The following is a 25,276-nucleotide window of genomic DNA, read 5'->3' as shown; positions in this document are numbered from 1 at the left end:
GGAGCTCCCGCGGCAAGCTCAGGTGAGCGCATCGATGATCTCCTCCGCTCGGTCGACGTAGCGGTGCCGCTCCCCGGTAATCCGCCGGTATCCCGCCGCCGCGACCTGCTCGGCCGCGTCCGGCCGCCGCGCGCACCAGTCGAGGATCTCGCCGAGCTCGGCCCGGTCGGAGAACAGGAAACACTCGGTCCGATCGTCGAGCAGCTCGGCATGTTCGTCGGTCCGCTCCCCCACGAAAAGCCCACCGGCAGCCGGTATTTCGAACGACCGGCAGGTGTGCGTGTCCCGGTTGCCGGAGTTGAGCAGCACCAGGTTCGCGGTGATCGACGCGACGGCCGCGGCGAAACGCTGGCCGTATACCGCCGCGCCGATCTCGGCGGAGGTAGCACGTAGCTGACGCACCCGCCGCCAACCGGGCCCGTGTACCGACAACTCGGGTCCGTACTCGCGGGCCAGATCGATCATCAGCGCAGTGCGATCGGGGCGGCGAGCGCCGATGAAGCCGGCCAGGAATCGCTGGGCACCGCGGCGGGCACAGGGATGATGCCAGGCCGGATCGTAGGCACTGCGCACGAACTCGACCTTGCCTACGCCCCGGCCGAGCAGTTCGGGCACATTGTGGCGCTTGGTGGTGACAACCAGATCCCACGCGGATTCGTGCGCGAGATAATCCGGGCTCGTATTGTCGGGATTCGACACGTCGTCGGGGCTGTAGTGGACATGCAGGGCTGCCGGAGTATTCAGCAGGCGCTGCTGATCGAGGTGGACCGCCTTGAACGCGAACTGCATATCGGGCTTGAATCTCGCGGTGGCGCGCTCGATCCGATCGTGCACAGCCGCGGTCGTCCAGGGCGCCCGCCGACCGGCCGCCTTCGTGTACAGCCAGCTGGGCGACAGCCGCGCGGGCAAGGTGACCGGGGTGGAATCGATCACGACCACCTCGTGCCCGGCCTGCCGGAATCCGTCGGCCAGCGATCGGGCGTTGCTGCCCACCCAGTCGTCGCCGATGTAGAGGATCTTCATCGCACCCGCTCCTGCACGACCAGGGGTGCCGCACTGTCGCCACGCCGCTCCCGCACGATCAGCTGGCGTATCCGCACGAGATACCACAGCGCCACGGTGAATTCGGTGAGCACGGTGCCGTATGCCAGTGCCCACACCGAGTGGTTCCGGAAGGCGACTGCGAGCGCGGACGCCGCCACACACGTGCCGATGATCGCGCCGATCAGCACACCGACCGTATCCTGCCGGACCGGCAGCAGGGCCGTGGTGATGAACGACGTCACCGTCATCGCGGGCAGGATCAGCACCTCCACCCGCAGCAGCGCGACCGTGCCGGTGAATCCGCTACCGAAGATCAGCTGGATCAGCGTCGGCGCCAGCACCCACACCCCGGCCGCCGCGAGACCGGCGGCGCCGACGCACGCCGCCAGCACCTGCAATGCGTTGCGCCAGAACTGATCGTGCGCGCCGCGCTGCGCCATCCGGGGCAGAAATGCGAAGCCGATGGTGTCGAGCAAGGATTGCATCGCCCGGACCAAACGGTCACCGGCGGAATACAACCCGAGCGACGCCGCGTCGAGCACCGCCGCGTAGACCACCGGGGCACCCTGGCCGTAACCGGTGACCAGCATGCGGGATACGAACACCGGGGCACCCATCCGCAGGATCACCCGCACCGCACGCGGGCGGGCGGGCGGCCCGAACCGGTGCCACGCGTCCGCCCACGTCGCCGCGACGGGTACGGTGGCCGAGGCGAGCAGGCACAGCACCGCGACCGACGCGCTCGGCCATCGTGGCAACAGCACCACCAGCAACACCAGGTAGACGATCCGCCCGGCACCCTGGTACGCGGCCGATGCGCCGAACCTGCCCTGGCCGATCAGCAGCCAATCCTCCGAGATCGACCAGAAGCCACCGGCGAACAGACCGAGCAGCACCATATGCAGCGGTGCGGGCACCCCGAGCAGCAAACTCGCCGCCAGCACCGCGCCGAGGCACCCGAGAATCGTCAGCCGAATCGCCAGGTAGTCGCCGCGGACCTGAGCGATTCTCGTTGCGTGCGTTCGCAATTCCGGCACCCGGGCGGCCAGGAAGGAGGTGATGCCCAGGTCGACTGCCAGCGATCCGAGGAAATAGGCCGACATACCGATCGCGAGCAGACCGAGTCCCGCGGCACCGAGCACCCTGGCGATGATCGGCAGGGTCACTACCGTGATCAGGTATTGGCCGTACTTGCCGAAGCTGACGAAGCCGATGTCGCGCAGCACCACGACGAGGTCACGCCAGCGACGCGGCCGCGACGGGCCCGCGTATCGTGCACCGGTGTCGTCGATATCAACCACGACGCACCTCCACCACCGAGGTGAGGAAGTCCGCGGCGATGCGCGCGGATTCGGTGATGTCGAACGCGCGGGCCGCCGACGCACCCGAGGCGGCGAGTTCGCTGCGCAGGGCGGGATCGGCGATGAGCGTATCCAGCGCGGCGGTGAGCTGCGCGGTGTCACCCCCGTCGACCAGCAGGCCGTGCACGCCGGACTCGATGATTTCGGCGGGGCCGCCCGGCCGGGTGGCGATCACCGCACAACCCGCGGCCATCCCCTCGACGACGACCTGACCGAAGGGTTCGGCCAGCACCGAGCAGTGCACCAGAATGTCGGCCTGGCGCAGGTAGCGTCGCGGATCCTCGACATGGCCGGTGAAGGTCACCTCCAGTCGCAGCACGTCGGCCAGGCGCGTCAGCTCGGCCCGGTACGGCTCCTCGCCGAAGAAGGCGCCGCCGACCAGGAACACTTGGCGCGGACGGGCTTTCACCGCCGCGATGGCGCGCAGGAAGACGTCCTGTCCCTTCCACGGAGTCAATCGGCCGACCACGGCGACGACCACCTCGCCGGGCGGCCGTTGTGGCGACCGGGCGGCGACCGGTGCGGGATCGAGCTCGACACCGGGGTATACGACCGCCAGCGGCTTGCGCCGGGTGATCAGCGAACTCGCGGTCGACCGGCTGTTGACCAGATATCCGGCACTGACCAGCCAGCCGAGCAGCCGGATCACCCCGGCGAGCAGGCGCCCGAAGTATTGCGCCGAGATCCGGTCGTGCACCGACCAGATCAGCGGGACGCGCGCCCGCCGGGCAGCCACCGCACCCATGAGCATGGCCTTGGTACTTCCCGCGACCAGCACGTCGACCTCGAGCCTGCGCGCCTTCGATCCGAGCCTGCAGCCCAACCGCACCAGCCCGATACCGCCGACGACCAGACGCCGGATACCTGCCGCGTCGATCGTCATCGAACGGCTGTCGAAGTGGTTGGGCAGCACCAGCGTTCGGATACCGCGAGCCCGGAACCGGCGGACCATCGGACCGTTCTCGGTGAACATCATCACGGGTTCGACGGCCGCGGGATCCAGCGCCGACAGCAGGCGCATGGTGGCGAGCTCGGCCCCCGACGGCGCCGCGGTGTGCGAGAGGAACAGCGCGCGGATCATCCGCGTAACTCCGTGTACAGCGCGTGGTGCCGGGCGGCGGCCGCCGCCCAGGAGAACAACTCGGCGTGCGCGCGGCAGCGGTCCGGCGTAGGCCCCGCGCCGTCCAAGGCCGCGACGATGCGCGCCGCGAGCGCCTCGACATCACCGGCGGGCACGATCAACGACGGATCCAGTCCGCGCACCGAATCGGGCAGCCCGCCACAATCGGTGACGATCGGCGCTCGCCCGCTGGCCAAAGATTCGAGGGCGATCAGCCCGAATCCCTCCAAAGCCACCGACGGCACCACCGTGCAGTCGGCCTGCGCGTACCGCGCGGCCAGCAGGTCATCGGCGACCCGGCCTTCGAAGCTGATGGCTCGCTGCAGTCCACTCGACCGAACCTGCGCGCGCAGTTCCGACTCGGCGCTACCCGTTCCGATGATCATCAGCCTGGTGCCGGGGTGCGCGGACAGCACTGCGGGCCAGCACTGGATCAGTCGATCGATGCCCATTCGGCGCTCGAGCCGGCGGATGCACAGTACGACGCGTTCGTTTGTTCCGTCGGGCCGCGGCGCCGCGGCGAATCGATCGAGATCGACACCCGGCGCAATGATTTCGATCCGCTCCGCGGGCACTCGATAGTCCGTCACCAGCGCATCGCGAAAGTGCTGGGACAGCACCACGAATCGCTCCGCCCCCGCATAACGGACCCGCTCCACGAGATACTTGGCCCGCGCGACCACTTCGGCTGCGCCTGCCATCCGGCTCTCCGCCGCCCACGGACCGTGGAAGTGCACGACCAGCCGATTACCCTGTTGTGCACCAACTTTCGAGGGTCCGTACAGGCAGAAGTGCCGATCGAGAATCGCGGGGCGTGCGGTGCCTCCCCACGCGGTGCCATGGCCCGCCATGACCGACCTGCGCACACGGTGCAGCGTGGAGCCCCCGATCGGCCCCCACGATCGGCCACCGGGTGGCGGGTCGCCGAACGCCGCCGCGGACACCTTCGTGCCGGGATGCTGCCGCAAAGCGGCGAACAGATCGGTGAAGTACCGGTTGAGGCCACCCGGTGTCGATCCGAACCATTCGGCCCCGGTCATGTGGACGTTGACCGGCTCAGCGTGCCCGGTCATGTGCGTCTCCTGCCGAAGTGGGTCCGGCCGACGACGTCACCGGTCACCGCCCGAGCCCGCACATTCGCCCGGTGCAGGGCGGTCCGCAGCAGGCGCCCGTCGGCGGCCAGCACATCGCGGTAGCCGATGTGCTGTGGGTACTCGCCCGCGATCCGGTGATGAAAGCGGAACAGCTCGACCAGTTTGCTGACCGTCGAGGTCTGGCTGCACAGGTTGAACGTCGAATCACGCCAGGCGGCAAGGACTCCCGCCATGCCGAAGAACTGGCCGATCGACGCGATACGGGCGAAGAGGTCTACGTCCATCGGGAACACCAGGTCGCCCCGGATGCCGCCGACTCGATCGAAGTGCTCGCGGCGAAACATCGCCGCCGCGGTCGGGCCGAATTCGGCGGGGCCCTCCCGCACGATCGTGCGCAGTACCGCGCGTGCGGGGTGCGTGCCCACCAGGCCGGGCAGGCCCAATCCCGACTCGACCACGGTCCCGCCTTCATCGATCACCTGAAACTTGGCGGAGCTGATAGAGATCCCGGCATCGGCCATGACATCGAGCTGTGCGCCAAGGGATCCCGGCAGCAGGACGTCGTCGGCGCACACCACCTTCACCAACCGCCCGGTCGAGTGATGGATGGCGGCATTCCAGTTGTCGCCGATCGGGAGCAGCACGTCGTTGCGGAAGATCCGCACCCGCGGATCGTCGAAGGACCTCGCGATAGCCTGCGTCTCGTCCGAGCTGGCGTTGTCCAGCACGACGAGTTCGAGCTCGAGATCCTGATCGAGAATCGACCGCATGGTCGCCGCCAGGGTTCGGCCCGCGTTGTAGGCGGGCACGCAAATGGACAGGTCGGTCATCGGTGCAATCCCTCAGCAGGTCGGTCGTACTCGGCGGACATCCAGCGGCCGGACAGTTCCGGGAAACGGGCTTCGAGCTCCGGCAGCAGATCCGGCAGGGTCAGCAGCACTCGATCGGGGCGCGCCAGCACCAACTGCGACGGCGAGACGATCGGGACATCGGTACCCGGCATCCGCCTGCCCTGCTTGGCGGGTGACGCGTCGGCGACCGCGCGCACCAGCCCGCGGTGGATACCTGCGCGGCCGAACAACGCGACCGCTCGGGACGCCGCACCATAGGCGTAAACTACTCGGCCACCGGCACTTTCGTGCTCGAGTCGGCGGCGCAGCGAATCCGCGTGCCGGTCGGCGGCCGACTGCAACTGCCCGACCACCACCGGATCGGTGATTCCGGCTTCCGCGGCGAGCATGGCCCGCACCGCCGCATCCGGCTCCCGTACACCGTGCACAGCCGCGACCAGCACGGTGCCGCCGTACAGATCGAACTCCCATGCGGTCGCTACGCTCATCCCGGCCTCATGCAGCAACCACCGCAGCGTCGTCAACGAGTAGTAGGCGAAGTGACCGTGCCGCAGGGCATTCCACTGTGCTTTCCGGACGATCGCGTGCAGCGAGTGGAACTGCAGCAGCAGCACGCCGCCGGGCGCGGTGGCCTCAGCTCGTAGCGTGAACGCGGCGCGCTGGTCGGGTTCGTGCATGATGCCGAAGCAGTCGAGCACGACGTCGGCTTGCTCCGCCACTGTGGTGAAACCGTGCTCCGCCAAGCAGGGCAGCCAGCTGCCGCCGTGCGGGCTGCCGAATTCACGCACCGTCGCGCCGGACAACCAGCCCTCGGACCGGACGCGGGCGACGGCGACGGCGGCCTGCTCGCGCAGGGCCAGCGGTTCGATACCCCGCGGTTCCGCAGTATTGGTGTCGTCCTCGGCTAGCTGCGCCAGTCCGCAGCTCGCACACAGGTCCATGGCCAGCGGATACGCGGCCTCGTCCGGCCGAACGAGCGTTTCGGCGGGCGGGAAGTCATCGGCGGCGGGCATCGCGCCCAGGTCGAGAACTCGGTGCAGGTCGGTCTTCCCGCACGCTCGGCAGCCGTTCATCGACGGCCGCCCACCGACGCGCGGAGCGCGCCGTATGCTCGCGGACCAGAGTGATCCTGGGGCACTATGGCGTCGTGCGCATCGAGCCGACCGACCTCGCCGACGTCCTGGTTCTCACCCCGGAGCCGTTCCGCGACGATCGAGGCCTGTTCACCCGTACCTTCGATGCCGTCGAGTTCGACGACTACCTGGGTACACCCGGGACAGCGGCGGCGTTCATCCAGGACTCCCAATCCCGTTCGGCGCGTGGCGTGATCCGCGGCATGCACGGGCGATCCGGTCCCGGCGAGGCGAAGCTGGTGCGGTGCGCGCACGGCGCCGTGCACGATGTGCTGGTCGATATCCGGCCGCAGTCGCCGACTTTCGGGCATCAGCAGGCATTCCTGCTGGACGACAAGGACTTTCGGCACCTGTACGTACCGCCGGGGTTCCTGCACGGATTCCAGGCCCTCAGCGAAGTCGCCGACGTGTGCTATCGGATCGACCGGCCGCATGATCCGGCGCAGGACATCGGCGTCGCCTACGACGACCCCGACCTGGCCATCGACTGGCCGGAACCGGTGACGGTGGTCTCGCCCCGCGACGCGGCCGCGGGGAGTTGGCGCGAGTTGCTCGCCGCGCTGCCGCACGCTACGCACCGATCCTGACCCGGTACAGCGAATCGTCCAGCACCCCGGTGTCTTTCAGCAGGTTCAACCGCGCGAGCCGAGTGAACTTCTGAAAGAACGCGTCGGCGGTGAGGCCACGCGCGACGTATTCGCGGTGGAGCTGTGCGGCGCCGTCCGCAATGGTCCACGTCGCCTCGAAGCCCAATTCCGTTCGCGCCTTGCCGAAGTCGACTCGGTAGGACCGCGAGTCGGCGCCGGACGTCCCGGCGATGTGCAGCCGTGCGCCGGGCACGGTATCGACGACGACCTGCGCGATCTCGGCGACGGTGCGATTGTTGACCTCGGTGCCGATGTTGTACGCTTGGCCGTGAATGGACTCGACAGGCGCGACGAGGCAGCGCGCGACGGCGCGCGCGATGTCCTCGGCATGCACCAGGGGCCGCCACGGCGTGCCATCCGAGAGCACCTTCACCTCGCCGGTCAGCACCGCGTACCCGACGAGGTTGTTGAGCACGATGTCGGCCCGCAACCGAGGCGAGAATCCGAAAGCCGTTGCGTTGCGCAGCAATACCGGCGCGAAGCCGGAATCCGCCAGGGCGAGCACATCGTCCTCGACTCGGACCTTGCTCTCCGCGTAGGGGGTCAGTGGCCGCAGCGGCGCGTCCTCGGTGACCAGCTCATCGCCCGCCGCGCCGTACACCGAGCAGGTGGAGGCGTAGAGGAACCGGCGCACCCCGGCCAGCTTGGCCAGCCGGGCCAGCCGCACCGAGGCGTGGTGGTTGATGTCATGGGTGATCTGGGGCGCGAGCGCGCCCAGGGGATCGTTGGACAGGGCGGCGAGATGAACGACCGCGTCGAATCCGGCGAGCTGATCGGCCGTGACCTCGCGCAGGTCCACGGCGAAGCCGGGCGGGTCATCCGGCGCGGTACCGAGTACGCAGTCGGCGAAGTAGCCGATGTCCAGGCCTGTCACCCGATGCCCTTCGGCCTGCAGCACGGGCACCAGAACAGTGCCGAGATAGCCCTGATGGCCGGTGACGAGCACACGCATCTTCACACACCTCCGAAGCCGACAACGGCCTTCTCGACCACGAACGCTTCGGCATACTCGGCGCGGCACTGGACGCCACGTAGCCGCGCCGACGCGAGGAAGGCGCGTTCGTCGAACCAGTCCCGATCCTGTTGCGAGGGATAATGTTTCAGCAGCAGCCGAGCCTTTTCCTCGGCGACACCCGGCGGCAGCGGATGAAAAACGGTCGGCCGTGGGGTATCGGTCTCCCACTTGAGAATCTCGTAGCCGAGGGTCAGGTGGTCCCGGAATTCGGTGGGCACGAGTTCGGCGAGCAGCCGGTGATCCTGGTGCGCATCGCCCCGGTGCGGGGCGAACACGAGATCGGGATCGCAGCGGCGGCGCAGGGCAGCCACCTCGTCCTTGATCCGATCCGCATGCGCGGGCGCGCGGCCGTCCGGCACATCCAATACGGTGAGCTCGACGGTCGCGGTACCGCAGAACGCCTCGAGTGCCCTGCGTTCCTCGATTTCCCGGCGGGTGCCCGCCCCGCTGAGTACCAGAGCTCGAACCCTCAGTGCCGGAACGCTTTTCACCAGGGTGAGCAGCGTCCCGCCGAGGCCGATCGCGATGTCGTCGCAGTGTGCGCCGAGCACCGCGACCTCGCTGATCCGTTCCGGTGACAGCACTTTCACGACACCGCCTCGAGGGTGTCGCTGTTTTCCCAGATCATCCAGGGGCGGTCACCGCGGTGGTAGCCGTCGTCTAGCTCGGCGCGTTCTTTGAAGGTGTCGGCGGGCTTCCAGAATCCGAGGTGCCGGTAACCGAAGAGTCTGCCCTGGCTCGCCAGCGCGCCGCAGGCGTCTTCGACCAGATCGCCGCCGGGCGGAAGCAGGTCGAAGACCTCGGGGGTCAGCACGAAATAGCCGCCGTTTTCCCAGATCGGTAGTCGCGCAACGGGTGTGATGTTCTCGACCTCGCCCGCGTCGTTGATGTCCACGCAGTGGAACGACGACTGCGGCGGCACGATCAGCATCGATGCCGCCGCGCCGGTCGCGGTGAACGTATCGATCATGCGATCCAGTGGCGCGTCGGTGAGGACGTCGGCGTAGTTCGCGAGGAAATGCTGCTCGCCGTCCAGATGCCCGCGGACTCGGCGCAGCCGTTCCCCGATGGCGGAGTCGACGCCGGTGTCGACGAAGGTGATGGTCCAGTCGCTGATGTCGGATTGCAGCAGCTCGACCTGTCCGTCGCGGATGACGAAATCGTTGGAGACCGACTCCTGATAGGTCAGGAAGTAGTTCTTGATGTGGGCGGCGCCGTAGCCGAGGCACAGGATGAATTCCTTGTGCCCGTAGTGCGCGTAGTAGCGCATGACGTGCCAGATCAGCGGGCGTGGCCCGACCATCTGCATGGGTTTGGGGATCGCATCGTCGGTGCCGTTACGCATGCGCATGCCGTAACCACCACAGAACAGGACAACCTTCATGAGAGCTCCGCAGTATGCAGGGTGGGCAGTGGGTAGACGAGTTCGCCGCCCCAGTCGCCGATGTGGCGCAGCTGGGCGGTGAGCTCGGTCTCGAGATTCCAGGGCAGCACCAGGACGACATCGGGTTTGTCGGTGTCGATGCGCTCGGGCGGGTGGATCGGGATCCGGGTGCCCGGGGTGAATCGGCCGTGCTTGTAAGGGTTGCGGTCGACGGTGTACTCGAGCAGGTCGGCCCGGATACCGCAGTAGTTGAGCAGGGTGTTGCCCTTACCCGGTGCGCCGTAGCCGACGACCCGTTTTCCTTTGTCGCGGGCGTCGAGCAGGAAACGAAGCAGGTCGTGGCGGACCACCTCGGTGCGCGGACGCAGCGACAAGTAGCCGCCGACCTCGTGCAATCCGGCTGCGGCTTCCTCCGCGAGGGCCGCGGTGACCCGGCGACCGGGTAAGGCGACCGGATCCGGCCGGGCCCAGATCCGGATCGACCCACCGTGGGTGGTCAGGTGTTCGACGTCGACCACGCTCAGGCCCGCGGTGGCGAGCGCACGCTGGGCGGAGAGCACCGTGTAGTACTGGAAGTGCTCGTGGTAGATGGTGTCGAACTGGCCGAGCCGCACCAGGTTCAGCGCGTGGTGCACCTCGATGGCGAGCCATCCGTCATCGGCCAGCATTTCGCGCAGCGATCGGGTGAAGCCGAGCAGATCCGGGATGTGGGCGTAAACGTTGTTGGCGACCACCAGATCCGCGGGTCCATGCTCGGCGCGGATCTTCGCAGCCGATTCCTCGTCCAGGAACGTGGTGACCGTCGGGACCCCCCGCTCCCGCGCCGCCGCGCCGACGTTCACCGACGGTTCGATACCCAGGCACGGCACGCCGGCGGCGACCACATGCTGCAGCAGATAGCCGTCGTTGCTGGCCACCTCCACCACCAGCGAGCGCGCGCCGAGCTCGAAGCGCGTAACCGCCTGGTCCACGAACGACTTCGCGTGCCGCACCCAGCTGTCGGAGTAGGAGGAGAAGTAGGCGTACTCGGTGAAGGTGTCCTCCGGCGTGATCAGGGCCGGAATCTGCAGCAGCAGGCAGCTTGCACACAATCTCAAATGCAATGGATAGTTCATTTCCACTTCATCGAGTTCATCTGCCGTTAAGAATTTCTCACAAGGTGGGCAAGCGCCCAGATCGAGCACACTCACCAAGCCCGAATCACAAAGCCGACAAAACATGCGAGCTCCCACTCGGATCGACCGAAAAGTTAATCTACTGAAGCTGGAACATTCTCTCCTACGTCGTTATGAATCGACCGACCGTTACAGGCCATGCTCACACGAATCCAGGCGGACGGGCAATACCTTCATTCCTCCATATTGCGCGACAGCATACCCATGGCAACTTGCGCCCGCCAGTGCCCGCTTTACAGTGACCGTGGGCCGGTTTCCACACTGCCACCAGCGTTCCTCGAACAGGTTTCCGCCCGTATTCGTTCATCATTCACCGCTTGCACGCACTCGAACTACACCTCTGTAAGTTCCAGGACCGCAACGCCAATAGTCGACATAGCTGCCGATCATAGTAATGACGGCAAAGTTATAGCTACTAGCTCGAAATGTGATGGGGGTCTCAGTCCGAGCGCGCTGGTTTTCATTCCTGGATCCATCTGCAACACTCGCTTTCGCGCTTTAGTTCAGGCGCTATTTCCCGGCCGTAGCCGGGAAATCTTTTTGTCCACGGTCGGGATTATCTGCCTCTGCGAGCGTCGGTTTCCACAACCGATATCGCCACGCTCGTCGATGCAATAGGAACGTGTGTCTATGCGATTGGATATGCACCGGCCAGGCGTTGTCTTCGGACTGCCGCCGGCCGTTCAGCGAGGTCGGCGCAGGCGCGCCGAGTACATCCGGCTGCTGCGCGCGACTGATCTCGCGGTTGTCTGTGTGGCTGTCCTTGTGGCACATCTGGTTCCGCTGTTCGAGCAATCGGTCGCCGATTCCTTGCCAGGCGAGCTGCTGCACGTCACGATGTCCGTCGGTCTCGGTCTCGGGTGGGTGACCGCCCTCCAGGTGTCCGATACCCGCTCACCGCGCGTAATAGGTTATGGCACAGAGGAATACCGCCGGGTGCTGACGGCGACCCTGTACCTGTTCGCGGTCATCGCGATCGTATCGTTCGCGCTCCGGCTCGATGCCACCCGCGAGTATTTCGTAGTCGCCCTGCCACTCGGCCTGGTCGGCCTGCTCGGCACGCGCGCGCTGTGCCGCAAGTTCGCCACGTACTACCGACTCGGTGCCCGACACCCTGCTTCGGTACTCGTTGTCGGGAATCGTTCGGCAGCACAGGCGATCACGTCGGCCTTCGCCGACGATCCGACCGCGAGTTACCGGGTCATCGGCGTATGCACCCCGGCCGGCGCCGCTGAGCGCGACATCGATGCCGCGGGGCGGCGAGTGCCGAGAGTCGGCGATCTGCGATCGGTGACCGAAGCGGTGAACCGCACCCGCGCCGACGCCGTCGTAGTGACGGCAGGCGACGTGGGCGAACCCGACGACTTCCGCCGGCTCGCCTGGGACCTCGAAGCGCTCGGCGTCGAACTCATCGTGGCTCCCGGCCTCGTCGACGTCGCCGAACACCGGCTGACCAGGCGGTCCGTGTCCGACATGACGATGTTGCACATCGGCAAGCCCAGGCATCCACGAACACGGTCGCTCGGCAAGACCACCTTCGATCTGGGCTTCGCGCTACTCGCGATCCTGGCCACCGCGCCGACCCTGCTCGCCATCGCGCTGCTGATCAAACTCACCAGCCCGGGCCCGGTGTTCTATCGCGCCGAACGAATCGGCCTGCACGGCACGCCCTTCCGGATGATCAAGTTCCGGAGCATGTACGCCGACGCGGACAAACACGTGGGCGTGCTGATCGAGGAGGCAGGCGGCAATCCGGTCTTCTTCAAGCTGCAGAACGATCCGCGCATCACGCCGCTCGGCCGAGTCCTGCGCAAGTACAGCCTCGACGAGCTCCCCCAGTTCTTCAATGTGCTGCGCCGCGAGATGAGCGTGGTAGGCCCGCGTCCCCAAGTGCAACGTGAGGTCGACACCTACGACGCGGTGATGCGACGGCGGCTCCTCGTCAAACCAGGCATCACCGGACTGTGGCAGGTCAGCGGCAGGTCGGACCTGCCACCGGAGAAGGCGATGCGGTTGGACCTCTTCTATGTCGACAACTGGTCCATGCGGCTGGACCTGATGATCCTGGCCAGGACGATCACCACCGTCACGAGCGGCCACGGGGCCTACTGAGCTGTGACGCGGCCGTCGTTCGGGTGTCCATCGAATTCTCCGGCGATCCGCCGGACCTGCGGAAGGCATTGCCGGCGTGAGTGATTTCGGCACAGTATGCGGCACCGACCAGATTCGAGTGCTGATCGAGAACGGCGAGTACGCGCTGCGCAATCGGGGCGACATCGCGATGATGGCGGTGACCGTGCGGCGGTTGCGGGAACACTGGCCGGACGCGCGCATCGGGATGCTGACCGACCACCCCCGGGTGTTGCGGGCGCTGCTGCCCGATGCGGAGCCGATCTGTGCCGAATCGGGCGGGCAGTGGGGACGCGGCGAGTCCACCCGAGGCGCGTGGGCCGCCGGGGCGGCGGCGCTGCGGTGGCGGGCACTCACGGATCCGCCGAAAGAGCGACTGCGTCGGCTTCGTGCCGCAGCGCAGCAGGCTGTCCCCACCCACGACGACATACCGGCGGCGGACTTCGATCGACCGCAGGTGCCTGCGGCCGTCGCGGCGGCGAGCCTGGTGATCGCCCAGGGCGGCGGGTATCTGACCGACATCGACCTGCATCAGGCGCATCGCACCCTCACCTTGCTGGAACACGCTGTCGCGCTGGGTATTCCGACCGCGATGATCGGCCAGGGCATCGGCCCCATGCGGAACCCCCGGCTCCTGGAACGAGCCGCCGCCGTGCTACCGGATGTCGATGTCATCGCACTGCGTGAAGGCAGGCGCGGACCAGGACTACTCGCCGACCTCGGCGTATCCCCCGAACGAATCCTGGTAACCGGTGACGACGCAGTCGAATTCGGTCACCAGCTGCGCCGCCCCGATATCGGCACCGATATCGGGCTGAGCCTCCGGGTAGCGGACTACTCGAAGATCAGCGCGCAGACCCAAGCCGTCCTCGGTATGGTATTGCGCACGTGCGCCAGGCAATTCGATGCGCCACTGGCACCGCTGATCATCTCCGAATACGACTCCGAAGACCGCCGCGCCACCCAGCCCCTGCTCGTAGGCGCCCCACACACCCGTCGCGCCGTCGGCCGCAGCGGCACACCGCACGACGTCGCCCGTCAGCTCGCCCGGTGCCGCATCCTCGTAACCAGCACCTACCACCTAGCGGTATTCGCTCTGTCCCAAGGCATTCCGGCGATCGGCCTCTCCTCGTCGCAATATTACGACGACAAATTCCACGGCCTGGCCGACATGTTCGGCACCGGCCTGCGCATCGTCCACCTCGACGCTCCAGAGCTCGAGCAGCAGTTGGCCCGCGCCGTCCAGGAACAATGGACAGCAGCACCGAACCTGCGTAACCCGCTGCAGCACAGGGCCACCGAACAGATCGCCGCCGGTCGAACCGCCCTGCAGCGGGTTTTCCAGCTCATCGACATCGGCCGCTGTACCGATGACCTACGCCACTCCCGCTGATCCGAACGGCATGTTGGCGCGTTCAGTCCTCGCTTGGGTCGCTGGTGGCCGTGCTCGGCAGGGTTGGTTCAGCCGGCCGCGGACTCGTGTAGTGCCTGCCAGCGGAATCGGGGTGTCGTCGGCTGGGTGGTCAGTACTGCGGTGGTCCAGCGATCGCTGCGCTTGCCGTCGAGCAGATGACGCTCCCGGCAGCGGATCACCCTGATGTCGCCCTCGGCGAGCAGCACCGCGAAGTCGGAGATCTCGATCTCGAGGCCGGGTTGGGTATTGCGTCTCCGCCCCAGTTCGGCCAGCAGCTCGGCTTTGCTGACCGGGACGCCGTCGATGCTGAGCATCGAGAACGTCTCGGCCTGGGTCGCGGCGACGCGATCGAGGATCTCCGGGTCTGCGTCGGTTCCGAACCACGTCGCCAGCAACTGGTTCGCGGCGACGACCTCGGCCTCCAGATCTGATGCATCGGTATCGTTCATGCCCGGCAAGGTACGCGAGACGGGTGACATCATTTCAGAGCTCCTGAGGTACCGGCGGTGTGTCGGTGGTCGGTGGCAGACTCGCAATCATGATGTCCAGGTCGAGATTCACACCGTTCCCGAACGAACATCGGGAGCGCATCGAGGCCCTCCTGGCGCCGGCCGAGAGCTGTACGGGGCGAGCGGTCCTCGACGTGACCGTGGGCGGGCGTTGAGATGGCCGATTTCAAAGATGAACTGTCGCCGGAGCTCATCAGGCGTCTCGCAGGTGACCTCGCGGGTGCCTCGGCCTCGTTCGACCGGACGGCGTTCGAGCAGCTCGCGGGCACCGGTCTCGGTGACCTGGAGCTGAAGGCCCGTGTCGACTGGATCGCCCGTGCCCTCGCGGCGACGATGCCGACGTCGCCCGAGGAAGCCGACCGGGTGATCCGTGGTGCCCTCGACAGCGGCGGGCTCACGGGGTGGGCTTCGATGCCCGTCAACGCCTACGTCGCCTCGGCGATGCTGGACCGGCCCGACGTCGCGCTGCCACTGCTGGCGGCGCTCACTTCCCGCTACACCGCCGAGTTCGCTATCCGCCCGTTCCTCGAAGCCCACTACGAGATCACGATGGACCAACTCAGGGCATGGACCACCGACCCGGACGAACACGTTCGGCGGCTCGTCTCGGAGGGCACGCGCCCGCGGCTGCCCTGGGCGTCACAGCTCTCCCGGTTCGTCGCCGACCCCGCTCCCACGCTGGCGCTCCTGGAACCCCTCGCCAACGACGAGTCCCGCTACGTACGCCGTTCCGTGGCGAACCACCTCAACGACATCAGCAAGGACCACCCCGACCTCGTCCTCGACACCGCCCGGCGATGGTCCCACGGCAGCACACAGGGCGATTTCGTCGTCCGCCACGGCCTGCGGACACTCGTCAAGCGAGGACACCCGGAGGCGCTCGCGGTTCTCGGGTTCGATCACCATGCTGCGATCGAGATCACCGACCTCACCTGCTCGCCCGCCACCATCTCCATCGGGGAGGCGACCACAGTCACTTTCACGCTGCACGCCACCGACGCGACGAGAGCGGCGATCGACTACGTAGTCCACTACCAAGGGGTTCGCGGCCCCAAAGCGGGCAAGGTGTTCAAGCTGACCGCCCGGGACCTCCCCGCAGGCCAGGCCGTCCGCTTCGCACGCCGGCACCGGTTCGAATGCGTCTCGATCCGCACCATTCACCCCGGCCCGCACCGCATCGAGGTCCAGGCCAACGGACGCGTCCTCGGCGCGACCGAGGTCCTGATCACCGACCGGCTTCTGTGATTTGCAGCCGGTAAGGGGCTTACCAGCGGTTCCTGATCTGCCGGATGATCAGATACGGGACATCGGCAGCCCCGTACAGGCTCGGCGGGCGTGAGCGCCGTCGCCGTGGCGGGGGAAGGTTCGGGTACTTCCTTTGGAGCTCGTCGAAAAACCGCTGCTCCTGTGCCGAACCTTCGCTTTGCTCCTTTTGCTGCCCCGCGGAATGCTCCTTATGCCAACGGTTTCTAGCGCGGTCCTCCTTGAGGACGCTGATGGAGATCGCGAGGAATCCCAAGCCGACCAGGCCGACAGGGACCACCAACACCAAGAGCTCCATACCCAAGTGTTGCTGGACGGCTCATGATCCTGCAGCGATATCAGTCGGTCTTGACAGATCCGCGCCTATCCCAGACGAGTAGCCGTCTCAACCGGACCCCAGGTACCTTGGACCAACCGGCACGTACCCAGCTACGTCTCTTCGTTCACGCACGCTGAACATCGCGGGCTGATGAGCTGCGGGTGACCTGCGTGCCCGCGTGCGCGTCAACCTGTCGCGATTGCGAGCACGCCGACCAGCGCCGCCCCGACACCCACCTGTTGCGGGCGACCGAGCCTCTCGTTCAAGAAGATTCGAGCCAGCGCGATGGTGACGAGGGTGTGCAAGGCTCCTAGTACGGCGACGATGCCGACCATGCCGAGGGTCGAGGCGGTCGCGTAGAGGGCGTCGGCGGTGACGATCAGCACACCGATGAGTGCTATCGAGGGGATGTCCTTGGGCGGCACCGAGACTCGCTGCCGCCCTACGAGAATGACAGCGCCGATCAGTCCGACGGCGGTGAGCCGCGCGGTCAGCAGTGCCCAGCCGATATCACCCGTGCTCGCGGTGTCCATGGCCAGGAAGAACGTCCCGAAGCCGACCGCGGCGAGCAGGCCGAAGCCGATGCTCGGCAGCAGCTGACCAGCCTTGCCGCCCTGCTCGGACTGATACGACGCAACCACCAAACCGACGAGAGCCACTGCGAGACCGGCCAATTGAAGTGCTCCCGGCACCTCGCCGAACAGCAACCCGCCCAGCAACGGCACCCCCGGCGCGGTCGAGGCAACCGCCGCGACAATGCTGATGCTGCCGACCGCCAACCCGCGATACAGCGCGGCAACCGCGGCGGTTTCGGCGAGACCCGCCAGCGCGGCATAACCGAGCGAGGCGGGTTCGGGCAGGCCGCCACCGCGGACGAGCGTGAAGACCGTCACCAGCACCAGCGCGGTGGACTGCGAGATGAGCAGCACTGAAAGTAGCGGCAGAGTACGGCTTTTCAATCCCCCGAGGAAGTCCGAGGTACCCCAGCCGAACGCTGCCCCGAGGGCTAGCGCGATCGCGATCATGAAACAGCTGTCCTTCTCTGCATTCTCGGAGGTCAGGCGGTGTGGGCCAGCAGTTCGGGAACGACCACATCCCAGGTGTGCGGCGGGAAGACCTCGTGACCGGTCTGTTCCAGTGCTACGAAGCGCGAGCCGGTGATTTCGGCGGCCAGCGCCTGGCCGTGTCCGATCGGGAAGAGCGGATCTTCGGTGCCGTGCAGCACCAGGGCCGGCACTGCTATCTGCCCCAGCCGATTCCGCCAGGGCGCGCCCGGGTCGAGCAGGTACGGGTTGGTCAGTTGCGCGCCGATATTGTTCGCACGGTCCACGACTCGCCGAGCCTGCTCCCGCTGCGTCTCGAGGTCGAACGGCCGGGTGGCGGCGGCAAACGGACGCATCGACTCGGCCAGGTACTCCACCACGGCGTTCCGGTCGTGCCAGTCCGGGGTCGGGGCTTCGGCATCGAAGTATGCCGCCAGCTCCGGTGTCATCCCCGGCAAGTCGGACTGCACGTGGCCCGGCCCACCCGGCGTGCCGGAGGCGACGGCCAGCGAGGCGACCAGTTCGGGATGGTCCAGCGCCAGTAGTTGAGCGACGGCCGACCCCTGCGACATGCCGACCAGATGTGCCTTGCCCAGCCCGAGGACGGTAATCAGCCCGGCCGCATCCGCAACCAAATCGCGCAGCCCATATGTCGGAGCGCCGACGGGGTAGGTGGTCGACCGGCCCGCGTCACGGCTGTCGTATCGGACGACGTAGCGTCTGTCCGCCGCGAACCGCTGGACGAATTCGACATCCCACGCCAGCATCGATTCCCCGGCGCCGTGCAGCAGCAGCACGGCCGGATCGGCCGGATTTCCGAAACCCTGCACGCACAGGTCGACGCCGTTCACCGCGATGGTGTGCTCGTTGGTACCCATAACCTCATCCCAAGTTCGTTACATGTAACGATCACCATAGCGAGGTCTCTGTTACATGTAAACAAGATTGGTTAAACTCGTGGATATGCACCGGGATCCGGATTCGAGGACCGAGGGCCAAGCTCGCGCGGCCTGGCTCGCCTATCGACGGCTCCACGAACGCGTCGACGCCGAGATCGCCCGAGATCTCGAACGAGAGTGCGGACTGTCGATGCCGGACTACGACGTTCTCGCCGCGCTGACCGAACTGGAGAGTCCGGACGCGTGCATCCGGGTGCGGGGGCTGGCGGCGCATCTGAGCTGGGCACACAGCCGGTTGTCCCGACAGCTCGGGCGCATGGAACAGCGAGGGCTGATCACGCGCGAACCCTGTGAGCGGGACGGGCGCGGAGACGACGTTTTACTCACCACGTCGGGCCGGGAAACCGTCGAAACAGCAGCACCCACGTACAACTCCTCGGTGCGCGACCGTTTCACCGCGCGACTGACGCCACAACAGCTCGCCGCACTGATCGCGATCGAGCGCGCGGTCGCGAAAGGGCAATGACGTCGAGTCGTGTCGTCCGCGGGTTCGGGCGATTCAGCCGAAACTGCCGGTGCTCGGCTTGTCGACGACCTTGACGACGATGACATCGGTGACGGTCACGTTGTCGTGGCTGCCGATGGGGCGCTCGTAGGCGCAGGCGCCGCGCACGTGGATTTCTTCGCCCGCCGGGAGGTTGCCCAGCGAGGTCTGGACCATTTTGCCGTCCGGGATGGCGAAGGAGGTGGGGTTGTTGCCGCCGAAGATCTCGCCGGTCTTGTTGTTGAAAATCCAGCACACCCCTTCGGTATTCGGGTTGCGGAACTTGGCCGAGACGGTGCCCGGTACCGAGAAGGTCTCTTCGATCACCGGTGCGTCGAGGCCGGGGACGGCGGCGGCGGTGTTCGACGGGAGCACCACTGCGGCGGCGGACAACGCGAAAAGCGCGAGCACGGGAAGTCTGCGATTGACCATGCTCGAGATGATGTCACCCAGCCGCCAGGCCCCCATTTTTCGGGGCAGATCGCCGAATCAATTCGACCGCAACATTATTCGACACCGACAGACAGGCAGGCAGTTCACGGCCCTGGGTGAATACTGACCAGGCCTGGCACCATGGCGGCAGTGCCGAATGCACGAGGGGATCGCCGATCTGCGTGGACTCACACACCGGTCGGCCGCATAGCGAAGACTCTGCTGCTGGCCGGGCGTTTTGATACGGTTTGGAGTCCAGCCTCTCGCACGAAAGGAGCGATCGTTCGTGGCGTCCACTTCTGCTGGCCACGCTGGTGGTCGCACTGCGTCGAGGAAGCCGGCGGGATCCAGTCGCCGGGATACGCGGGGCAGGCCCGAGACGCGTCAGCGGTTACTCGACGCCGCCTTCGAGGTGATCGCGGAGATGGGTTTCGGTCGAGCGCGCCCCGAGCACGTGTGTGAGCGCGCCGGTTATACGCGGGGAGCGTTCTATTCGAACTTCACCTCGATGGATGAGTTGTTCCTGGCGATGTTGGCGCGCGAGGCGACACGGGTGATCGAGGTTACGCGCGCGGCCTTCGAAGAGGAACCGGCGACCGATATCCGCGAGGTCCGCCAGGTCGTCGAGCACATGCTGAACGCAACACCCTTGGACGACAAGTGGTTTCGCATCTATTACGAGTTCAGCGCGCATGCTGTGCGCAACCCTGAACTGCGCGTGGTCATCGCCGAGCAAATGCGAGCGATCAGCGCGACATTCGCTCCGGTCCTGGAGACCCTTCTTGCTCGTGCCGGACGGGTAGTGACCGACCCGCAAGCGCTGGGCATGGCGTTGGCCGCTGTGCACGAGGGCACCGCGACCCAATGCTTGATGGAGCCTGACAATGTCGCTGTCCAGGAGTTGCGGGTCGACTTGATCGTGCGTGTTGTCCTGTCCTACAGCGTGCCCGCCGACGAAGCCGCCGCGACCGCGAGCTGAGCCGCGCCCGCCACTCCCAATCCCGTACCGCGGCCGCATATCTCCTGCTAAGAGCCGACGTCACTGCGTGCGACGCAAGCGTTGTGGATCGGCGTGCAGCCATCCCTCTTTAAGGATTCACTTCTGTATCAAACCTCTTGAACAGTAGCGATACACTAGTGTATCGTTCGCGGAGTGATCGGCGTCACTACCGACTCCCGGTGTGCCGGTCGTCTCGCATCTCCCCGCTCCGAACGCTCAAGAGGAATCGACGATGAACCGTTCTGTCAGACCTGTCTCGACATCGCCAGCAACAGATCGGCATCGTCGAAAGTTGTTCTCCCGCACGCGATGGGGCCGGTTCGGCGCGTGGCTGGGCGTGGCGGTGCTGGCGTGCGGCGCGGCGAGCGGAGGCGCGACGGCCTCGGCCGAACCGGTGATCCACGGTGGCCAGTTCCCGGTGACCTTCGACCTGGGCACCGCCATCATTCCTTTCTTCTTGCCCGAACTGGTACCCCCCGGCGCGAACGACCCGAATTGCGTACTCACTCCCGAGCATCCGCGCCCGGTGATCCTCATCAACGGCACCGGTGTCAATCAGGCGGCGAATTGGCGGCTCGGCGCGCCGTTTCTGCGGAACAACGGCTATTGCGTGTTCACCTTCAACTACGGCAACCCGAAGTGGATATCGGAAATCCCCGTCCAAGCGGTCACCGATATCCGCGCCAGCGCCCGCGAGCTCGCCGCCCAGGTCGACAAGGTCCGTGCCCTCACCGGAGCCGACAAGGTCGACTTGGTGGGATCCTCGCAGGGTGGTGGGGTGCTGCCGAACTACTACATCAACATCGCCGGTGGTGACCGCTATGTCGACAAACTGGTCGGGCTCGCACCCAGCAACCATGGCACCACCGCCAACGGTCAGGTCTTCCTGCGTAAGTCCTTTCCCCCGCTCGGCGGCGCCGTCTACTCCGTGCTCGAAGCGCTCCTGCCCGTGCTGACCCAGCAGATGATCGGCTCGGATCTGATCAAGCAGACCTTCGGGCAAGGCGACACTCGCCCCGGCGTCACCTACACCAATCTGGTCAGCCGGTACGACGAGGTCGTCACCCCCTACACCAACCAATTCCTCGACGGACCCAACGTCTCCAACATCGTGCTCCAAGACAGCTGCGCCGACGACTTCAGCGATCACATCAGCATCAACTTCAACGAACGAGCCTGGCGATTCGTCCTCAACGCCTTGGACCCCGAGCACGCCACGCCCGTGCCGTGCATGCCGCAAGGGTTCCTTTTCCCCGGCATCAACTGAGCCACCCGCACTCAGCGGCCCGCCGAAAAGGCGCTGGCCCCTGCTGAATACGCGTTCAGATCAACACTCTGTGGAGAAGCCATGCCAACCCTGTTTCGCACTGCGGCCGGTGCCTGCGCGAGCCTGGCCGGGGCAGTTCTGCTCGCACCCAGCGCCACTGCCGCCCCGGCCCATCACGAGTACGTCGCACTCGGTGATTCCTGGGCCGCCGACTCGACGTTGTCGAACATCTCGACCCAGCACGTACCCCTCGGGTGCGGCCAGAGCGCAGCCAACTATCCCAAGCAGGTCGCGGCCGCGCTCGAGGTCGCCGTCTTTCGAGATGCCACCTGTGGCGCGGCCACAACGGTGGACATGACCGCGCCGCAGCGACTGCCGGTCTCGACCAACGCACCGCAGTTCGACCGGCTCACGCCCACAACTGATCTCGTCACCATAGGGATCGGTGGAAACGACGCGGGCCTGGCCGACGCCGTAACCACCTGCCTCACCACGAATCCAGTGGTATCGCCATGTCAAACCACCTGGGTACCCGGCGGGGTCGACGCCATGTCGGCCAGTATTCGTGCCGCCGAGCCGGCGGTGGTCGCGGTGCTCAACGGGATCAAAGCCCGCGCACCACACGCCCGCATCCTGGTGCTGGACTACTTCAAATCTGTCGGCGAGCGTGGATGTTTCGCCAGCATCCCGATCTCCGACACCGATGCCGCATGGATCGGTCACAAGATGATCGAACTCAACGCGATGCTCGCGCGCGCCGCCGCGGCCACCGGCGTCGAACTCGTCAACACCTACGCCACCAGCGACGGGCACGACGGGTGCCAGCCGCCCGGGACTCGCTGGGTCGAAGGACTGATCCCGATGTCGCACACCCCGCCGGGGCCCGCAGTGCCGTTCCACCCCAACCAGCTCGGCGCAGATCACCAAGCGCGCAGCGTACTGGCCACGCTCGGCAAATGATCCGACTCCGATGTCGTGCACACGGGGCGAACCTTTACCCAGCACTGCCGCAGACACCGCATGTCCCCCCAACCCAGATCGGCCTGCTCGGCGAAAGCCTTTGCCCGGCAGTCTCTATGAAAGGAAGCAGATGACCCGCACCTACCTCGTCACCGGCAGTGCCTCCGGAATCGGCGCCGCGACAGTCGATTACCTCCGTGATCGAGGAGCGCACGTGATCGGTGTCGACCGACATCGAGCCGACATCACCGTCGATCTCGCTGCCGACGAGGGCCGGGCGGAATTGGTCGCCCAAACCCGCGACCTCGCCCACGGGCGACTCGACGCTGTCATCGCCTGCGCCGGGGTGGGTCTGCTGGACCCAGTCACATTGAAGGTCAACTACTTCGGTGCGGTCGCCACGCTGGAGGGATTGCGACCACTGCTCGCCGCGGGCACCGACCCACGCGCGGCCGTGGTCTCCTCATTCGCAGCGCTCCTGCCTTCCAACCCCCGGCTGGTCGAGGCCGCACTCGCTGGTGACGAGAGCAAGGCAACCAAGGTCGCCGAAGAAGCAATCGCACAACGCGACCACCGTACGACCCCTACTCCTCGGCGAAGTACGCACTCAACTGCTGGGTCCGCAGACACGCGATCACCGAGCAATGGGCCGGCGCCGGCATAGCTCTCAACGCGATCGCACCAGGCACCACGGTCACCCCGTTCATTCAGGACATGCTCGACACCCCCGAAGGCAAAGCCCAGATCGACGGCAGTGTCCCGATGCCACTGAACGGTCATGCCAGTCCTCAGCAGATCGCGCCGCTGTTGTCATGGCTCACCTCTCCCGAGAACACCCACGTCACCGCCCAAATCATCTTCATCGACGGCGGTGCCGACGCAGTCGTGTGTGGCGATCGGGCCTGGTAGGACCAAGGTGTCGGCTTTCCAACTGCGAGTTCGCGATCCAGGTCTCCCGGCTCAATGACAGCCGCAAGGGCGTTGAGGAACGCGATCGCGGCGGTGGTGGAGGTGATCGCGATCGCGGGCCTCCACCACCGGCACGGGCTAGCCCGCCGGACAGGTCATGTCGTGCTCGGGCATGGTGCCGTCCACCAGATACCTGGTGACGACGTCGGACGCGCAGGGGTTGGCGCCGAGAACATAGACCCCGTGCCCACTTCCGTCGACAGTGACCAATCGGGACCGCTGACCGAACTTCTCGTCGAGCAGCTCGCCGCCGCGGAGCGGGGTGACCGGGTCGCGCTGGTTCTGCACGATCAGCACATCGGCCGGGCCGGTGTTGTCGATCCGCACCGGCGGCTCGGACGGCCCGAGCTTCCAGTAGGCGCAGGGCATGACGTTCGCGGCGGCCGCGCCGTAGAGCGGGTACCGTTCCCGGTCCTCGGCGACGGCACGGTGGTAGGTCTGGATGTCCTCGGGCCATTCGACATCATTGCAGGTCACGGCCAGAAAGACCGACCAGGCATTATCGCTCGGCGAAGGCGCACCGGTACCCGGCGGGCGGCCGCCCGCAGGCCCGGGACGCCCGGTTTCGAGTAGCGATTTCCAGCTCTCGGCCGCCGACGCGTACAACGCCGGGCGATAGAGCGTGAAGAAGGTGCCGAACCGGAAGAGGCTGCCGTCCATCCCGTCCACCGGATTCGCGTCGAGCCGCTCAGCGAGGGTCGAGTACGTGTGCCGCACCTCGTCCGCTGTCCGGCCCAGACCGTAGGTGTCGTGGCGGACGGCGGCCCATTCCGCGAAGTCGGCGAACGTCTGTTCCATTCCGAGGCCGTACCGGCGCATCCCGTCCTGGTCGAGGTAGGTGTCGCCGATATTGCTGTCGAGCACGATGCGGTCGGCCTGCTGCGGGAACATCGAGGCGTAGGCGGCGCCCAGCGCGGTGCCGTAGGAGTAGCCGAGGAAGTTGGCCTTGTCCTCGCCCAGCGCCGCCCGGATCCGGTCGAGGTCACGAGCCATATTCGCCGTCGACACATACCGCAACCGGCCCTCGTGGTCGTTGGCCGCGCACTGCTCGGCGACCCCCTGGGCGACCGTGGCCCGCTCGGTGACCGCCGCATCGTCCACCGCATACGGCGGGATATTGCCGAAGTACGCCTGATCATCGGTGAACCCGCAGCTCACCGGCGCCGAATGCCCTACCCCGCGGGTATCCATACCGATCACGTCATAGCTGTCCAGCACATCGGCGGGCAGTCCGTGCGCAGCCAGGAACTTGGGCTGGTCCAGCCCCGAACCACCCGGACCGCCGGGGTTGAGCATCAACACTCCGCGACGCTTGTCCGGATTCTTACTCGCCAGCCGGGAGATCACGATCTCGATCTGCGCGCCCTCGGGCTCGCGGTAATTCAAGGGCACCGGCACGGTGGCGCACTGCAACTGGGCCGGCCCGGCCGCGGGATCCTCGACCCCTTCCGGGCAGGCGCCCCACCGCACCTGCGCTGCGGGATCGTCGTCCGACTCTGCGGCAACGACGAGCGCACCGACCAGCGCTCCGGTGAGACCGAGCACGGCCAGCAGGCGCAGGCTCCGTTGTCTATTCATATGCTGCTACTCCCCGACGAAATGGCGCCTACCACGAGCACACCGTTCGCAAGGGCTCGTGTCCGGCTGGTACCCGAACGAGTCTGTCGAGCCCGCTCCGCCGGCACATCGGTCCGGCGGCGGCA

The 25,276-nt window shown here is 66.6% G+C and carries 24 protein-coding genes and 1 pseudogene; 10 read left to right on the top strand and 15 right to left on the bottom strand.

Features of this window, described 5'->3' with window-relative positions; translation table 11 throughout:
* Window positions 1–18 precede the first annotated feature (18 nt).
* The 6 genes from DBO33_RS17555 to DBO33_RS17530 all read right to left on the bottom strand — a co-directional run bounded on the left by DBO33_RS17555 (window position 19) and on the right by DBO33_RS17530 (window position 6,543).
* Window positions 19–1,023: a CgeB family protein gene (locus tag DBO33_RS17555; protein WP_107655997.1), complete on the bottom strand. Its 1,005-nt coding sequence runs from the start codon at window positions 1,021–1,023 to the stop codon at window positions 19–21.
* Window positions 1,020–2,273: a lipopolysaccharide biosynthesis protein gene (locus DBO33_RS17550; protein WP_199856979.1), complete on the bottom strand. Its 1,254-nt coding sequence runs from the start codon at window positions 2,271–2,273 to the stop codon at window positions 1,020–1,022. The genes DBO33_RS17555 and DBO33_RS17550 overlap by 4 nt, the downstream gene beginning before the upstream one ends.
* A 64-nt stretch (window positions 2,274–2,337) precedes the next feature.
* Window positions 2,338–3,486: a glycosyltransferase family 4 protein gene (locus tag DBO33_RS17545; protein WP_107655996.1), complete on the bottom strand. Its 1,149-nt coding sequence runs from the start codon at window positions 3,484–3,486 to the stop codon at window positions 2,338–2,340.
* Window positions 3,483–4,565, bottom strand: coding sequence for a glycosyltransferase family 4 protein (locus tag DBO33_RS17540; protein ID WP_107660359.1), 1,083 nt, complete (start codon window positions 4,563–4,565; stop codon window positions 3,483–3,485). Before DBO33_RS17540 ends, DBO33_RS17545 begins: the two co-directional genes overlap by 4 nt.
* Before the next feature lie 29 nt (window positions 4,566–4,594).
* Complete coding sequence (locus DBO33_RS17535) at window positions 4,595–5,449, bottom strand: glycosyltransferase family 2 protein (protein ID WP_107655995.1); 855 nt, start codon at window positions 5,447–5,449, stop codon at window positions 4,595–4,597.
* Complete coding sequence (locus DBO33_RS17530) at window positions 5,446–6,543, bottom strand: class I SAM-dependent methyltransferase (protein WP_107655994.1); 1,098 nt, start codon at window positions 6,541–6,543, stop codon at window positions 5,446–5,448. The genes DBO33_RS17535 and DBO33_RS17530 overlap by 4 nt, the downstream gene beginning before the upstream one ends.
* Before the next feature lie 74 nt (window positions 6,544–6,617).
* Between DBO33_RS17530 and rfbC the strand changes: the two genes are divergently transcribed.
* Complete coding sequence (rfbC, locus tag DBO33_RS17525; protein WP_107660358.1) at window positions 6,618–7,190, top strand: dTDP-4-dehydrorhamnose 3,5-epimerase; 573 nt, start codon at window positions 6,618–6,620, stop codon at window positions 7,188–7,190.
* Here rfbC and DBO33_RS17520 read toward each other — a convergent pair.
* The 4 genes from DBO33_RS17520 to DBO33_RS17505 are packed head-to-tail and all read right to left on the bottom strand — an operon-like array spanning window position 7,174 to window position 10,869.
* The gene (locus DBO33_RS17520) at window positions 7,174–8,202 is read right to left on the bottom strand and encodes an NAD-dependent epimerase/dehydratase family protein (protein WP_107655993.1); all 1,029 of its coding nucleotides are present in this window, start codon (window positions 8,200–8,202) and stop codon (window positions 7,174–7,176) included. The two genes, rfbC and DBO33_RS17520, sit on opposite strands and share 17 nt — an antisense overlap.
* A 2-nt stretch (window positions 8,203–8,204) precedes the next feature.
* Window positions 8,205–8,855, bottom strand: a complete 651-nt coding sequence (locus DBO33_RS17515) for a PIG-L deacetylase family protein (RefSeq protein WP_107655992.1) — start codon at window positions 8,853–8,855, stop codon at window positions 8,205–8,207.
* On the bottom strand, window positions 8,852–9,649 hold the full coding sequence (locus tag DBO33_RS17510) for a sugar phosphate nucleotidyltransferase (protein ID WP_107655991.1): 798 nt from the start codon (window positions 9,647–9,649) through the stop codon (window positions 8,852–8,854). The genes DBO33_RS17515 and DBO33_RS17510 overlap by 4 nt, the downstream gene beginning before the upstream one ends.
* Window positions 9,646–10,869, bottom strand: coding sequence for a class I SAM-dependent methyltransferase (locus DBO33_RS17505; protein ID WP_107655990.1), 1,224 nt, complete (start codon window positions 10,867–10,869; stop codon window positions 9,646–9,648). Before DBO33_RS17505 ends, DBO33_RS17510 begins: the two co-directional genes overlap by 4 nt.
* A 585-nt stretch (window positions 10,870–11,454) precedes the next feature.
* Between DBO33_RS17505 and DBO33_RS17500 the strand changes: the two genes are divergently transcribed.
* Entirely contained in the window at window positions 11,455–12,936 is a 1,482-nt protein-coding gene (locus DBO33_RS17500) for a sugar transferase (RefSeq protein WP_325050718.1), read from the top strand.
* A gap of 76 nt (window positions 12,937–13,012) precedes the next feature.
* Window positions 13,013–14,347 (top strand): polysaccharide pyruvyl transferase family protein, encoded by a 1,335-nt coding sequence (locus DBO33_RS17495; protein ID WP_234390893.1) that lies wholly within the window; start codon window positions 13,013–13,015, stop codon window positions 14,345–14,347.
* A gap of 68 nt (window positions 14,348–14,415) precedes the next feature.
* Here the strand turns inward: DBO33_RS17495 and DBO33_RS17490 are convergent, their stop codons facing one another.
* Window positions 14,416–14,817 carry a hypothetical protein gene (locus tag DBO33_RS17490; protein WP_159080333.1) on the bottom strand — a complete coding sequence of 134 codons (402 nt, stop codon included), beginning with the start codon at window positions 14,815–14,817 and terminating at the stop codon, window positions 14,416–14,418.
* A gap of 216 nt (window positions 14,818–15,033) precedes the next feature.
* On the opposite strand from DBO33_RS17490, the gene DBO33_RS17485 reads away from it, so the two are divergent.
* Complete coding sequence (locus DBO33_RS17485; RefSeq protein ID WP_107655988.1) at window positions 15,034–16,122, top strand: DNA alkylation repair protein; 1,089 nt, start codon at window positions 15,034–15,036, stop codon at window positions 16,120–16,122.
* 522 nt (window positions 16,123–16,644) lie between these two features.
* On the opposite strand, the gene DBO33_RS17475 is transcribed toward DBO33_RS17485, so the two are convergent.
* Window positions 16,645–17,484, bottom strand: a complete 840-nt coding sequence (locus DBO33_RS17475; RefSeq protein WP_107655986.1) for a DMT family transporter — start codon at window positions 17,482–17,484, stop codon at window positions 16,645–16,647.
* A gap of 32 nt (window positions 17,485–17,516) precedes the next feature.
* Complete coding sequence (locus tag DBO33_RS17470; RefSeq protein WP_107655985.1) at window positions 17,517–18,380, bottom strand: alpha/beta fold hydrolase; 864 nt, start codon at window positions 18,378–18,380, stop codon at window positions 17,517–17,519.
* Between the two features lie 85 nt (window positions 18,381–18,465).
* Between DBO33_RS17470 and DBO33_RS17465 the strand changes: the two genes are divergently transcribed.
* Window positions 18,466–18,927: a MarR family winged helix-turn-helix transcriptional regulator gene (locus DBO33_RS17465; protein ID WP_107655984.1), complete on the top strand. Its 462-nt coding sequence runs from the start codon at window positions 18,466–18,468 to the stop codon at window positions 18,925–18,927.
* Window positions 18,928–18,960: 33 nt separating this feature from the next.
* Here DBO33_RS17465 and DBO33_RS17460 read toward each other — a convergent pair whose 3' ends face one another.
* Window positions 18,961–19,377, bottom strand: coding sequence for a hypothetical protein (locus DBO33_RS17460; protein WP_159080332.1), 417 nt, complete (start codon window positions 19,375–19,377; stop codon window positions 18,961–18,963).
* Between the two features lie 412 nt (window positions 19,378–19,789).
* On the opposite strand from DBO33_RS17460, the gene DBO33_RS17455 reads away from it, so the two are divergent.
* From DBO33_RS17455 to DBO33_RS43990, 5 genes and pseudogenes are all read left to right on the top strand, one after another.
* Entirely contained in the window at window positions 19,790–20,356 is a 567-nt protein-coding gene (locus DBO33_RS17455) for a TetR/AcrR family transcriptional regulator (protein WP_407670613.1), read from the top strand.
* A gap of 313 nt (window positions 20,357–20,669) precedes the next feature.
* Window positions 20,670–21,644 carry an esterase/lipase family protein gene (locus DBO33_RS17450; protein WP_234390892.1) on the top strand — a complete coding sequence of 325 codons (975 nt, stop codon included), beginning with the start codon at window positions 20,670–20,672 and terminating at the stop codon, window positions 21,642–21,644.
* Window positions 21,645–21,725: 81 nt separating this feature from the next.
* On the top strand, window positions 21,726–22,604 hold the full coding sequence (locus tag DBO33_RS17445) for an SGNH/GDSL hydrolase family protein (protein ID WP_107655981.1): 879 nt from the start codon (window positions 21,726–21,728) through the stop codon (window positions 22,602–22,604).
* 10 nt (window positions 22,605–22,614) lie between these two features.
* Window positions 22,615–23,268 (top strand): SDR family NAD(P)-dependent oxidoreductase, encoded by a 654-nt coding sequence (locus DBO33_RS17440; protein ID WP_325050717.1) that lies wholly within the window; start codon window positions 22,615–22,617, stop codon window positions 23,266–23,268.
* Window positions 23,229–23,513: pseudogene (locus DBO33_RS43990) on the top strand (SDR family oxidoreductase); the annotation flags it as partial. The gene DBO33_RS17440 and the pseudogene DBO33_RS43990, both read left to right, overlap by 40 nt.
* 138 nt (window positions 23,514–23,651) lie before the next feature.
* On the opposite strand, the gene DBO33_RS17435 reads toward DBO33_RS43990, so the two are convergent.
* Window positions 23,652–25,151 carry an alpha/beta hydrolase gene (locus tag DBO33_RS17435; RefSeq protein WP_199856675.1) on the bottom strand — a complete coding sequence of 500 codons (1,500 nt, stop codon included), beginning with the start codon at window positions 25,149–25,151 and terminating at the stop codon, window positions 23,652–23,654.
* Window positions 25,152–25,276: the final 125 nt, after the last annotated feature.

This window comes from Nocardia suismassiliense (genome assembly GCF_900269665.1).
Lineage (GTDB): Bacteria > Actinomycetota > Actinomycetes > Mycobacteriales > Mycobacteriaceae > Nocardia > Nocardia suismassiliense.
The sequence above is the reverse complement of the archived record's forward strand: the minus strand, read 5'-3'. Positions and strand labels throughout refer to the sequence as shown.